We start from the raw sequence: 12804 nt of genomic DNA on the forward strand, positions 1-12804 counted from the left end.
GTTTTGTTTGGCTGCTTTTTGTTTTCCTTCAAACAACCCCCCCCCCCCCCCCCCCCCCCCCCCCCCCACTCCGCTCGGAATGACGGTCAAACTCCTAGCTCCTAACTTCTATACTTCTTCTCTCAAATCACCCGCACTCGGTCCCGGTTGGCGTCGTCACGCAGGATTTCGAGGCCCCGATAGGCGAGGGGGCGGCCGGTGTTATGCGTCAGAGAGCCGCCGTCGGCGTGCAGGTGGGCCACGTCCAGGATCAACTGCGTGTATTTTCGCTTACCTAACTCAATGGCAACGGGGCGGCCGTGGCTGGAGTCGAAGGTGGCCAGGGCCTGGTCAATTTCTTCCAGAATCTTACTCATAACGCGGGAGGTAGAACGGGGTGAGTGCAGAAATATAAAAAATTGCCGGGATTCAGCGTGTTTTTCAAACCGGATGCTAGTTCGGCGGCGGCACGCCGTCGGGCCGGTTGTTGCGTGCGGCCGTTGTGTCGTCATCGTTCGGAGGTCAGCGGGCTTCAACCGGCCCGACGTGCTGCGCCCGCCGGACCGGAACAACTACTACAGCCGCTTTCCACCGCCGATTTTTCTCCCAAACCGGGCATAGAAAAGCTCCGGCAACTCCTGTTAGGGAGCTACCGGAGCCTTTCAGTTCAGGGAGCTGAAAACTACTTCTTCAGCATTTTTAGCAGGGCCTCGGCAGCCGGCTCCGAGGAAGCCGGGTTCTGCCCCGTAATCAGGTTGCCGGTCTGGGTGATGTAGGGGGCCCAGTCGGCGCCTTTGGAGTAGTCGCCGCCGTTTTCTTTTAGCATATCTTCCACCAGGAAAGGCACCACGTCGGTCAGCTGCACGGCTTCTTCCTCGGTGTTGGTGAAGCCGGTTACCGACTTGCCCTTCACCAGCGGCTCACCGTTGGAAGTCTTCACGTGGCGCAGCACGCCGGGGGCGTGGCACACGGCCGCCACGGGCTTGCCGGCGGCGTACAGGGTTTCAATCAACTCAATCGACTTCTTGTCCTCGGCCAAATCCCACAGCGGGCCGTGGCCGCCGGGGTAGAACACCGCATCGTAGTCAGCGGCCGATACGGAGTCAAGCTTCACGGTGTTGGCCAGGGCCTGCTGGGCGGCGGGGTCGGCTTTGAAGCGTTTGGTAGCGTCAGTCTGGGCACTGGGGTCGTCGCTCTTGGGGTCGAGGGGAGGCTGACCGCCGTTGGGCGAGGCCAGGGTCAGCTCGGCGCCGGCATCCTTGAACACGTAATACGGCGCGGCAAATTCTTCCAGCCAGAAACCGGTTTTGTGGCCGGTATTGCCCAGTTGGTCGTGCGAGGTGAGCACCATCAGAATTTTCATCGGAAAGAAAGTTTAGAGGGGAAAAAGAAAGGAAAACTATCCAGCAGGGTTTGCGGATGGGAAAACGTTTGCGCCATACAGGCCAAAGCACCCGTCATGCAGAGCGCAGCGAAGCATCTCGCGTGCTGATGTCTGAATGGCATTGCAACGTCAGCACGCGAGATGCTTCGCTGCGCTCTGCATGACGGCCTGTACGCTGCCGGCTAAGCCAGCAGCTTGTAAAGCTTGACGTTTCGCTCGGTGAGCAGCGGTACAATCTGGCCTGCTACTAGGTCTTTGTAGTGCGCCGAGGCCACGTGGGCATCCAGCGCGGCCTGGTTGGCATACTGTTCATAAAACAGGAAGTGCGTCGGGTCCTTGGGGTCCTGATGGGCCACGTAGAGTAGGTTGCCCGGCTCGTGGGCGCGTACGGCGGCGGCGGCTTCCTGCATAAGGTGGCGCACGGTGTCGGCGTGCTCGGGGCGGGTGCGCCACTCGGCGGCTACGCAGATGATTTCAGCGGTGGTTGACATACGGCAACTGGTTGGGTTAGGCGACTTTCACAATGGCCTTGCCGGTGTTATCACCCTTGAACAGGCCCAGGAAGGCAGCTGGAATCTGCTCGAAACCTTCGGTAATGGTTTCCTCGAACTGCAGCTTGCCCTGGCCGTACCATTCCGTTAGCTGCCTCACGCCCTCGGGCCACTGGGGCAAGTAGTCGCTCACAATGAAGCCCTGCAGCTTGGTGCTGGTTTTGAGTAGCTTGCTCTCGGGACGCGGGCCCACGGGCGCTTCGGTGTTGTTGTACGTGGAAATCTGGCCGCAGAGGGCAATGCGGGCGTGCTTGTTGAGCAGGTCGTACACGGCATCGGTAATGGCCCCGCCCACGTTGTCGAAGTAGCAGTCCACGCCGTTGGGTGCGGCGGCGGCCAGGGCCGCCGGAATGTCGGCGGTTTTGTAGTTGATAGCCTCATCGAAGCCCAGTTGCTTGAGGTAAGCCACTTTCTCATCGGAGCCGGCCGTACCAATCACGCGGGCGCCCACAATTTTGGCGAGCTGGCCCACTACCATGCCCACCGCACCGGCCGCACCCGATACCACCACCGTTTCGCCCGGCTTGGGCTGGCAGATATCAAGCAGCCCAAAGTAAGCCGTGAGGCCGGGCATGCCCAGTAACCCCAGGAAATAGCTGATGGGGGCCTGGTCGGCGGGCACGTGGTTGAGGCTGGCGGCCGGGGCTACGCTGTACTCCTGCCAGGGCAGGTTGCCCACCACAATGCTGCCCACCGGCAGGTTCTCGGCCTGGCTTTCCACCACCTCCGCCACTACGCCGCCGGCAATGGGCTGGCCCACTTCAAACGGGGCTACGTACGATTTGGCGGCGCTCATGCGGCCCCGCATGTAGGGGTCCACGCTCACGTAGCGGGTTTTGAGCAGTACTTCGCCGGCTGTGGGCGCAGGCAGCTCACGGGTTTCAAACTGAAACTGGGCCGCCGTAGGCTCGCCCTGGGGCCGACTGGCCAGCAGAATGGTGTTGGTTTGCATGGAAGGGGGGGAAAGGAAAAGGAAAAATGAGCGGATTCCGGCCACGGGCAGAGTGCACGCCGCGGCCGAATGATGTGTAACAACTCAGCCGTAAAAAGGATTGGGGGCTGCATACGGGTTGCGCAGCGTACCGCGGCAACCCGTATGCAGCCCCCAACGAAAGGTGTTACCAGCTAGGCGTTGTTGGTGGTAGTAGTGAGGTTCACCTCAATGTTGCCTTTGGTAGCGCGCGAGTAGGGGCAGATGCCGTGGGCAGCCTCCACCAGCTGCTCAGCCTGGCCCTGCTCTACACCGGGAATGTTTACGTGCAGGTCAGCCGAGATGCCGTAGCCGCCATCTTCCGCCTTACCGAAGCCGATGAGAGCTTCTACGGTTACATCCTGCAGCTTCACGCCAGCCTGGCGGGCAGCTACGCCCAGCGCTCCTTCAAAGCAGGCGGCGTAGCCAGCGGCAAACAGTTGCTCGGGGTTGGTAGCGCCGGCTTTGCCGGGGCCACCCATCTCTTTGGGGGTGCTCAGCGTGAGGTTCAGTACGTCGTTGTTGGAGCTGATAGCACCGTCGCGGCCACCTTTGGCTTTGGCCTGAGCCGTAAATACTTTCTCGATTTTCATGTGAAGGGAGAAGAAAGAATGAAACTGAAACAGAAAGGCTGAATTACCTCAGCCGGGTAAGCAAGTTATTGAGCTGGTCGCGCAGGGCTTCAAACTCCATCAAGGGGAAACCCATTTTCTCAAACAGCTGCTCGGGAATACGGCAGGTAGGCTGCCGTAAAGCTTCCCCGGCCGGCAGCAACCCAATAATAACGGACCGCTCGTCGCGCGGGTCACGGCGGCGACTGATGAGCTGGCGCTGCTCCATGCGCTTGAGCAAGGGCGTGAGTGTGCCGGAATCCAGCAGCAGATGTTCCCCCAACTCCTTTACCGTGCGCTCCTGGTGCTCCCACAGCAGCAGCAGCACCAGGTACTGGGGGTACGTGAGGTCAAATTCCTGTAATAAGGGCTGATAGGCTTTGGTAAGCATGCGCGAAGCCGCGTACAGAGGAAAGCACAGCTGATTCTCCAGCTGCTGGAGCGGATTCACAGACGATGCAGAAGCAGATGACGCTTTCATATGGACAAAGGAATGTTATTTGGTTTAATAAAATTCAATTGTGTGCAATTTAATTTTATTGTTTTACGAAGAGTATGTGGTTACGTGCTACTGATCAAGTGGTTAGAGGAGGTGTTTAGAAATTAGTGAAACGTCACGCAGAGCCGGAGGTGAAGTATCTCGCGTGCTGACGTCTGGACAGTTTGGCAACATCAGCACGCGAGATGCTTCGCCTCCGGCTCTGCAGGACGTTTTGTTGATTCTTAGATTTCCTAAACAGCTTCGAAATAAAAAAGCCGTGCTGCTGGTAGCGGCACGGCTTCTTCGTTGGTGTAGGTGGGTAGGCTACGCCTGTTGGTAGCCCTGCATGCCGCCAATCAGGTTCCGGACGTGGTCGAAACCATGCTGGGTCAGGAAGGCCTTAGCGGAAGCGGAGCGGCCTCCGCCCTTACAATGCACTACTACTTCCTGGTGCTTGAGGTCTTCCAACTCGTCCAGCTTACCAGGCAGCTCGCCCAGCGGAATGTTGCGGCTGCCATCAATGCGGCTTTCCTCGTTTTCCCAGGTTTCGCGCACGTCGATGATGATGGGGGCAGAGCCATTGGCCTGGCGCTCTTTCAACTCGGCGGAGGTGATGTCGTTCATATGGGCAAGTTCAGGTTGAGGGGTAGCAAAATGGCCGACTACGGCCCAGGGTGCAAGGTTAGCAAGAAACCAACAAACTGCCGTGGCTAAGGTTGAGCCAGGGCTAGCCGCTTGGTCACTGTTTGCCCATTGGCCAGGGTCAGGCGTACAAAATACAGCCCGGCGGACAAGGGCAGGTGTAGCGTAGCCTCGCCCGCTTGAGCGGGCGTTTGCTCCCATACCACGCGGCCCAGAGCATCCAGTACGGCCGCGCGGGCGTAACGGCCCTGCACCTGCACTTGCCCGTTGGTGGTCGGGTTGGGATAAAGCTGATACTGCGCGGCTACCTCGGCGGGCGCTACGGCAGCAGTGATGACGCCAGTAGTAACCGGCCGCAGCAGCAGGGAGCCGGCAGGAATATAGCCACCTGTGGTAGCAGTAGACGCCGGACTCCAAGCTCCAAACTCATTGCGGAAGAAGGTGTTAGCGGGTGGTGCGTTGTTCAGGTCCACCTGAAACTGAACAAACTGGGGGGTAGAGGCCTGCCCGTACCCCGCATAGAAACGGGTAGTGACGGGCACCGGGCTATCAAACGGAATTGTAATGAAGGTTTGGCCGGCGGGCAGCGTGGTTGGAATGGTATAGCTCTTACTGGCCTTGGGAGTAGCCGCCGGCTGCCCGTTGCCGTTGTCGTCCCAGATGTTGATGGTAATCGTCCGGCCACCAGCCGTCAGCAGCAAGGGTGCCAGCTGGATGGCTCGAATCTGGTCGGGGCGGTTGAGGTCGAAGCGGAGGGCGTGGTAGCTAGCGGGCCCGGTGGAGGCGGGCGGCAGGCTTATGGTAGCTTCGGCCGTACCATCATCGTAGGCATAGTAATCGGCCAAATCGGTTATGCGGCTGATAGTGTCATTGGACAGCGTGAGCGGGCTGGTTTCGTTGCTGATGAGGTACACGCGCTGCCGGAGCTGCTTAGCAGCCGGAGTAGTTGGTACCGTGGCCCGGCGTGGGTTGCCCACAATAGGCTGCTGGCGCAAACCCGCATCCAGGGAGCGGTTACCCTCCGCTATTAAACTGCTACCGCCGCCGCCGAGCACATCCAGGTAGCCTTCCCAGGAAATAGGTGTGGGAGCAGGCCCGGCGTCCAGATTGTTAATGCTGGTAGCCGTGCGGTCAGCAAGTTCCTGAGTTGGGTTTTGGTTGAACTGCGTGATGGGCATGGCCGCAAACCGCTTCAGCGCGCTGGGCAGGGGCTTGCTGAGCGCAATATCACGGTAGGCTGAGTCGGTAGCGGTGCGGTTGCGGTCCAGGCGCACGTAGTCCACGCTCCAAGCGTCGCGGGCGTTGTACAGGTAGCCGCTTACCCGGATGCGGAACTGGAAGTTGGCGTGCAGGAAATCGGCCTGGTTGATGGGCAGCGCTTTGAAGCGGAAGTTGGTGGTGTCGCCGGGGCTGCGCAACTGCCACACCTGCTGCCACTGGTCGGCGGCGTCCTTGAAGTCGACGTATAGGGCAATGGGCCGCGTGTTGTTGGTAGAGGGTGGCCCTCCCACGGTACCCGCCTGCCAAAAAAAGCTCAGAAACAGGTTGTTAGTCACCGTCTGGCCGCTTAGGTCAATAGGCAGAGATGTCAGTGCGTCGGCGTCGCCAAATTGAGAAATTCCACCCCGGGGGTTACCCAGCGCATCCAACCCATCCAGCGTAGCCACACCCCGGCTGATGGGCCGGCGCGGAAACCGGTTGTTTACCAGAGCCCCGCCAGTTGTTTCCCAACGCAAGCCATCGGGAGCACCCTCTTTCTGCCGGGAAAAATCATCAAAAAATGGCAGTGTCAGGGCCGTTGGCCGTTGAGCAGCGTTGGGCCGATGGATAATAGCATGGGGCGGCTCGGCCCCTAGCGGCTGCACTACCTGGGCCTGGGCTTCCACCACAGCCAAGCTGAGCAACGCGGCCGAACTAAAGAAAGAGCGTAAGGAAAAGGTCATATACAGAACGTGAAAAAATGCTGAGGGAGGCAGGCTGAGCGGTTATACTCCACGCCCGAAAACCACAAAAGGTTCGTTGTACGTCAACGAACCTTTTGCTGCTTCTATTTTGCCCGGAAATTAGTTGACGGCTTTTACCGGTTCCCGGCCTGCCACCCACAAATCCACTAGCTGACCCATCCGAATGGTAGTGCCCGGGGCCGAGGCGGGGCGCTGCTTTACCACGGTGCCTTCCGTCTGCCCATCCTCAGGCTCCTGGTAGAAGATTTCGCCCACCTGCAGGCCCTGGCCCACCAGCAGGGTAGTGGCCTCGTCGGCGGGCATGTTTACCAGGTTGGGCACCGGGAATTCCTGGTTGCCCAGGCCGTCGCCCACTTCCAGGTCTACACGGGTGCCTTTAGTAATGGAGGCGCCGGGGGCTATTTCCTTGCCGTTTACCAGCTGTTTCAGCACCGCATCCTTCTGAATGTTGGGCACAAATTTCAGCTGGCCCACCACCAGGTCGTAGCTTTTCAGAATCATCTGGGCGTTTTTCACCGAGCCGTCGGTCAGCTTGGGCATTTTGATAACGGGCGGGTTTTTCATGGAAACCGACACGTAAATCTTGCGGCCTTCCTTCACCCGCTCCCCGGCTTTAGGCTCCTGGGTAAGTACCGTACCCGCCGGAATCCGGGCGTTGTAGGTGCTGTCATCCACGAAATAGGCCAGGTCCCGCTCATCCAGGTAGTCTTCCAGCGCCGCCTGATTCATGCCCGTAACTTTCGGTACCACAATAGTTTCGCCGTGGTTGGTGGTGATGGGCAGGTACACATAAAAAAAACCGAACACCAAGGCTGCCGTAGCCACCACAATGATGAGCACGTGCTTGAGCAGGTCGGCCGGCGTATCGGAGCGAAAAAAGGACATTAGGGAGAAGCTAGGAGGTAAAAGCTACAAGTAGCCGACAAAGCTAGAAATTAGAATGGGAGGGCGGAGGCCTGCCGAAGTAGTTTTAATGAGAACTGTCATTGCGAGCAGAGCGAGGCATCCGAGTGGGGCGTTCAATGCCATAACCCAGATTCCTCGCTTCACTCGGAATGACGAATTTAGTTACGCTTGGGCCTTCTCCGTGCGCTGCTTGCCAAACTCCAGAATCCGGTCGATGAAGTCGTAGGGCGTGTAGCCGGCCAGGGCCGTTTGGTGGAAGATGCAGGTGGCGGGCGTCATGCCGGGCAGGGAGTTCACCTCGATGATGATGACCTCCACGGCCCCGTTTTGGCGCACCCGCACAAACGCGTCGATGCGGGCGTAGCCCTGGATATTCAGGATTTCGGCCACCCGGCGCAGCTCCTTCTTCACCTCCTCCGATACGCGCTGCCGCTCCGTGGGCTCGGCGGCGTAGCGGGCCGGGGTGATGTTCTGCCCTTCGCCGGCCAGGAACTTCTCCTCCAGACTCAGCACTTCCCCGGTGGCCAGAGCTTCGGAAGCCTCGAATACCTCGATTTCCAGCTGGCCGTTGTCGTCCCAATGGGTGAGCAGGCCGCCGGTTACTTCCAGGAAGTGGGCGGCTCCGTCCCGGTCAATCAGGGTTTCTACCAGGAAGGCTTCCTTCTGCGGGAATTCTTCCTTGAAGCCCAGGCTGAGCGTAGTGGCATCGGCGGGCATGAGGTCTTCCTGATTGCGGAAAATCAGGCGGGTAAAGGCCTCCAGCTCCGCCCGATTCTTGATTTTCTTCACGGCCGAGGAGCAGCCGTCGTCGGCGGGCTTGGCAATGAAGGGGTAGGGAAACTGGGTTTCGAGGCTGCGGTAGAAGCTTTCCGCGTCGGCGTCCCACTCCAGGCGGTTGGCCATACGGTGCTCAGCCACACGCAAACCGGCCTGGCGCAGGCGCTTATTGGTTTCGAACTTGTTGATGGTGATGCTGGAGCTTTCCACGCCCGAGCCGTTGTAGGGCAGCCCGTATTTTTCCAACTCCCGCTGCAGGGCGCCATCCTCGCCGGGGCGACCGTGCAGGGCAATGAACACCTCATCCACCATGCCTGCCAGCTCCTCAAACGACACGCGCCGGGGCTGGGCCGTGGGCTGACCGGCGTAGGTGCTGGTGATGCCCTGGGCCTCGCGGCGGATGCGCTCCAGAATGGGGTGCAGGCCGTGGCCGGCTTCCATGTGCTCCACCTTCTCTCGGATGTCGTCGGCGTTGTCCTTGAGCATCACGTTGATGGGCAGCACGTAGAGGCGGAACTCCTGGCTGTTGCCGGTCAGGAACACCGGTACCGGCTCGTACTTCACCGAGGAGCTGAGCTTCTCAAAGATGTTCCGGCCGCTTTCCACCGAAATATGCCGCTCCGAGGAGTAACCGCCCATAATTACGGCCACCTTGGTGCGGGTGCGCTCCTCCGAAGCCCGGGCCGCCACGGCGGCATCCAGCTGCGCGAGCAAACCCGCCAGCTTCACCGGCCGTAACCCGCCGCGCCGCCGCGCCGCCAGCGACGTGCGGATCAGGAAGGTGAGAAACTGGCTCGGGTTCAGACCAATTTCGGCGGCCTGGTGGAAGAAGAACGAAGCCGGCAGCATCCCCGACGTCGTGTTCGGGTCGTTGAGGAAGAGCTTGCAATCGGGGCCAATAAACCCATCCAGGCGGGCGTACACCTGGAAGCCGAACGTGCGGAACATTTCCTCGCAGGCCTCCCGGATGCGCTGAATATCCGCTTCCGGCAAATCAATGGGCGTGACTTTGCGAGACAGGCCGGGCAGGTATTTCGAGCGGTAGTCGAACATTTCCTCGCCCTTCACAATCTCCGTGGGCGGTAGCGCCAGGGGCTGACCGTCGGCATCCTCCACCACAATGCAGGAAAACTCCCGGCCCTGCACGAAGCTCTCTACCAACACCTGCGTTTCGCCCTCCACGCTGGTCAGGCGCACGGCCTCGGCGGTTTGCAGCCGCTCGTTCAGCGTGTTCAGGAGCTGCTCGGGCTGGTAAATAATATTCTGGCTGTTAGCTGTTGGCTGTTGGCTATTAGCCCCGTTTAACGAAGAGCCAACAGCTAACAGCTCTGAGCTATCAGCTAAAACAACCGGCAGGCCAATTCCGTCCCGGATGTCCACTAGCTGCTGCAGCCACACGGTTTTCTGCGTGTCCGACAGCGCCTGCCACTCCGTTTGGGTTACGGTTTTGCGAAACAGGCTGCGCTCCACGGCGGTGGCAAACTTGGCTACGTCGGCTTCGCGCAGGATGCTGATGCCGATGCTGCTGCCCTGGCGCGGGGCCTTGAACACCAGCGGCAAACCCAGTTCGCGCACCAGGTAGTCGAGAGTAGCTTGCGGGTCAGCGGCGTCCCATTCTTCGGCTGTAATCAGGCGGAAGTCGGGCGTGGGGCGGTCCAGGGCTTTGAGCAGCTTCTTCTGGGCAATTTTATCAATACCGAATGCCGAGGGCAGAATGCCGGAGCCCGAATATGGAATGCCGTACCACTCCAGCAAGCCCTGAATGGCCCCGTCCTCGCCGGCCGGGCCGTGCAGGGCCAGGAAGGCGAAATCAATCAGACCGGCCAACTCCTGAGGCTCTACGCGGCGGCCCACTTCCGAAATGATGCGGTCCTGGTCCTCCAGGCTCAGGTCGCCCAGGCTTTCAAAGTACATCTGCACCGGCAGTTCCGTGCGCGGCAGCGCCGACACGGGCGGGTAGAAGTCCCGGATGGTGCCCTTGTAGATGTATTCCCAGTTCAGCAGAATAAAGTTGCCCCGGCTGTCCACAAACACGGGCACGGCCTCAAACAGGGACTTATCCAGATTGTCGTACACGGTGCGGCCGCCCGCGAAGCTGATTTCCCGCTCGCGCGACGGGCCACCGAAGAAGATGCCAATTTTCATATCAACAGCAAAGATAGGTAATGAGGGAATGGAGTGATGGAGGGAGTTGAAGGCATGAAGTAACAGGTAGAACGTCATTCCGAGCGCAGCCGAGGAATCTCGCGTGCTGATGTGTGAGCGTATTGTTATGCAGAGGCGAAGCCGAAGCATCTCGCGTGCTGGTGGTACAGTGGTAACAACGTCAGCACGCGAGAGTCCTCGACTGCGCCTCCGGCTCCGCTCGGAATGACGTTCTGCTGGTCACCTGTTACCTCGTTCCCCATTTCCTATCTTCGCCCCAGCCAAACCCATTTCCTGTTCCATGAAAACTCTTGATCAGTACAACTTCGCCGGCAAGCGCGCCGTGGTGCGCGTCGATTTCAACGTGCCGCTCGACAAAAGCTTCGCCATTACCGACGATACCCGCATTCGGGCCGCCACGCCCACTATCAAGAAAATTCTGCAGGATGGCGGCTCCGTGGTGCTGCTGTCCCACTTGGGCCGGCCCAAAGGTGGCCCCGAGGATAAGTACTCGCTCAAGCACCTAGTGGCCCGCCTGAGCCAGGAGTACGGCCAGGAAGTACAGTTCGCCGACGACGCCCTGCAAGCCGAAGCAAAAGCCCAGGCCCTGCAGCCCGGCCAGATTCTGCTGGTCGAAAACGTGCGCTTCTACGCCGAGGAAGAAAAAGGCAACGCCGAATTTGCCGCCAAGCTGGCCAAGCTCGGCGACGTGTACGTGAACGATGCTTTCGGCGCGGCCCACCGCAAACATGCCTCCACCGCCGTTATTGCCAATTCCTTCGCCCCCGAGGACCGCGTGGGCGGCTACCTGCTGCAGGGCGAGCTGGACAACGCTAAAAAGGTGCTGGAGCAGGCCGAGCGCCCCTTCACCGCCATCATGGGCGGAGCCAAGATTTCCGACAAAATCCTCATCATTGAGAAGCTACTCGATAAAGTAGATAACCTGCTCATCGGCGGCGGTATGGCCTACACCTTCGCCAAAGCCCAGGGCGGCCAAATCGGCAATTCCCTGCTGGAAGCCGATAAGATGGACCTAGCGCTGGAGCTCATCGAGAAAGCCAAAGCCAAGGGCGTAAATCTGGTGCTGCCCACCGACAGCCTCATTGCTGATAAATTCGCCAACGACGCCGAAACCAAAGTAGCCCCCAATAACCAGATTCCGGAAGGCTGGATGGGCCTCGACCTTGGGCCCGAGTCCATCAAGGCGTTCAGCGAGGTGGTGCGCAACTCCAAAACCATCCTCTGGAACGGCCCGATGGGCGTATTCGAAATGAGCAACTTCGCCAAGGGCACCGAAGCCGTAGCCCAGGCCATTGCCGATGCCACCCAGCAGGGTGCCTTCAGCCTCATCGGCGGCGGCGACTCGGCCGCGGCGGTAAACCAGCTCGGCTTCTCGGAGCAGGTAAGCTACATCAGCACCGGGGGCGGCGCTTTGCTGGAGTACATGGAAGGCAAGGAGCTGCCCGGCGTAGCAGCGTTGGGTTAGAGCTGAGAAGATAAAACCAAGAGCTTAGAGCCAAGAAGTAGTTTCGTGAACGGTGTACACATGCTGTAGAGACGCGACACTTCGCGTCTCCGTGTTGAACGGCATCGTTGCATTTGCCCGACGAGAAGACGCGAAGTGTCGCGTCTCTACAATACTTGTGCAACCGCTTCCAAGAAAAGAGAGGGGAGATTATCGTTCAGTGGCGCGTTGCCAGCACGATAGTCTCCCCTCTCTTTTTTGACTCTAAGTTCTAAACTCTAGTTCAGATAAGGCGTTTCCAAATCCTGACCCATAAGCTTGATGGAGTCCTGGGAAAGGCGGCCGGTAAGGCGAGTGCTCAGGGTGCGATACTCCTGCTCCGAGAGTACCTTGAGCTGGCGGAGCCAGTGCAGGCGGTGTAGCTGCAGCTCAATGTGCTCGAGCGGGTTCACGGTGGCGTATTCCTCGCGCAGGTAGGCGTGAGCGCGCAACTGCATGGCATCCACAAACGTGTCGAGGGCGGCGCGGTGACGGGAGGAGTCGTGGAAAGCGAGGTGGATACGGTTGGTGGTGAGCACCACGCGGCGGCCTCGGTAACGGCGCACCAGCATAACCAAGGCTAAACCCAGCAAGAAGCCGCAACAAGCCACCCACAGTTCAGTTGGGAAGGTCGATTTGCTATTCAGGAACCGGCTAAGCCCCTGCAGCAGCAGCCACACGGCCACCCACAGGCCCGCCGGCGGAATGCGCACAGGATCGGGCTTTTGGTGCTCCAGGGTTACCGGCAGCAGTTCTTCGTAAGGAATTTCAGTTTCCAGCCGGGCGGCTCCGCGGCGCGGCCCCTGGCTAACATAGAGGCCGTTGGGGCCGAGAACCAGCCGCGTAGAACCCCGCAAAAAATGATGTTGGGAGAATTGAGGAACCGTCAT

Annotated in this window: 12 protein-coding genes; 1 reads left to right on the top strand and 11 read right to left on the bottom strand. The window is 59.7% G+C overall.

The genetic code is table 11. The features are described from left to right. Positions 1-122 precede the first annotated feature (122 nt). The 10 genes from ABIB60_RS13815 to ABIB60_RS13860 all read right to left on the bottom strand — a co-directional run bounded on the left by ABIB60_RS13815 (position 123) and on the right by ABIB60_RS13860 (position 10410). A complete protein-coding gene (locus tag ABIB60_RS13815) occupies positions 123-356 on the bottom strand; it encodes a hypothetical protein (RefSeq protein WP_354580662.1) in 234 nt (77 codons plus the stop codon). A 305-nt stretch (positions 357-661) separates the two neighbouring features. Continuing rightward, positions 662-1342, bottom strand: a complete 681-nt coding sequence (locus ABIB60_RS13820; RefSeq protein WP_354580663.1) for a type 1 glutamine amidotransferase domain-containing protein — start codon at positions 1340-1342, stop codon at positions 662-664. A gap of 203 nt (positions 1343-1545) precedes the next feature. Then, positions 1546-1854 (bottom strand): putative quinol monooxygenase, encoded by a 309-nt coding sequence (locus ABIB60_RS13825; RefSeq protein WP_354580664.1) that lies wholly within the window; start codon positions 1852-1854, stop codon positions 1546-1548. A 16-nt stretch (positions 1855-1870) separates the two neighbouring features. Further along, on the bottom strand, positions 1871-2866 hold the full coding sequence (locus ABIB60_RS13830; protein WP_354580665.1) for an NADP-dependent oxidoreductase: 996 nt from the start codon (positions 2864-2866) through the stop codon (positions 1871-1873). A gap of 173 nt (positions 2867-3039) precedes the next feature. Next, positions 3040-3477, bottom strand: a complete 438-nt coding sequence (locus ABIB60_RS13835; protein ID WP_354580666.1) for an organic hydroperoxide resistance protein — start codon at positions 3475-3477, stop codon at positions 3040-3042. A 43-nt stretch (positions 3478-3520) separates the two neighbouring features. Continuing rightward, complete coding sequence (locus ABIB60_RS13840) at positions 3521-3976, bottom strand: MarR family winged helix-turn-helix transcriptional regulator (RefSeq protein ID WP_354580667.1); 456 nt, start codon at positions 3974-3976, stop codon at positions 3521-3523. 324 nt (positions 3977-4300) lie between these two features. Then, on the bottom strand, positions 4301-4600 hold the full coding sequence (locus ABIB60_RS13845; protein WP_315999723.1) for a rhodanese-like domain-containing protein: 300 nt from the start codon (positions 4598-4600) through the stop codon (positions 4301-4303). An 86-nt stretch (positions 4601-4686) separates the two neighbouring features. Next, positions 4687-6561 carry a T9SS type A sorting domain-containing protein gene (locus ABIB60_RS13850; RefSeq protein WP_354580668.1) on the bottom strand — a complete coding sequence of 625 codons (1875 nt, stop codon included), beginning with the start codon at positions 6559-6561 and terminating at the stop codon, positions 4687-4689. A gap of 120 nt (positions 6562-6681) precedes the next feature. Continuing rightward, the gene (locus ABIB60_RS13855) at positions 6682-7467 is read right to left on the bottom strand and encodes a PASTA domain-containing protein (protein ID WP_354580669.1); all 786 of its coding nucleotides are present in this window, start codon (positions 7465-7467) and stop codon (positions 6682-6684) included. Between the two features lie 183 nt (positions 7468-7650). Further along, positions 7651-10410, bottom strand: coding sequence for a D-alanine--D-alanine ligase family protein (locus ABIB60_RS13860; RefSeq protein WP_354580670.1), 2760 nt, complete (start codon positions 10408-10410; stop codon positions 7651-7653). 301 nt (positions 10411-10711) lie between these two features. Here ABIB60_RS13860 and ABIB60_RS13865 point away from each other — a divergent pair, with 301 nt between their 5' ends. Continuing rightward, complete coding sequence (locus ABIB60_RS13865) at positions 10712-11896, top strand: phosphoglycerate kinase (protein ID WP_354580671.1); 1185 nt, start codon at positions 10712-10714, stop codon at positions 11894-11896. Between the two features lie 257 nt (positions 11897-12153). Here the strand turns inward: ABIB60_RS13865 and ABIB60_RS13870 are convergent, their stop codons facing one another. Then, complete coding sequence (locus ABIB60_RS13870; protein ID WP_354580672.1) at positions 12154-12804, bottom strand: hypothetical protein; 651 nt, start codon at positions 12802-12804, stop codon at positions 12154-12156.

The sequence above is a fragment of the Hymenobacter sp. UYP22 genome (genome assembly GCF_040547285.1).
In the GTDB taxonomy this organism is placed as follows: domain Bacteria; phylum Bacteroidota; class Bacteroidia; order Cytophagales; family Hymenobacteraceae; genus Hymenobacter.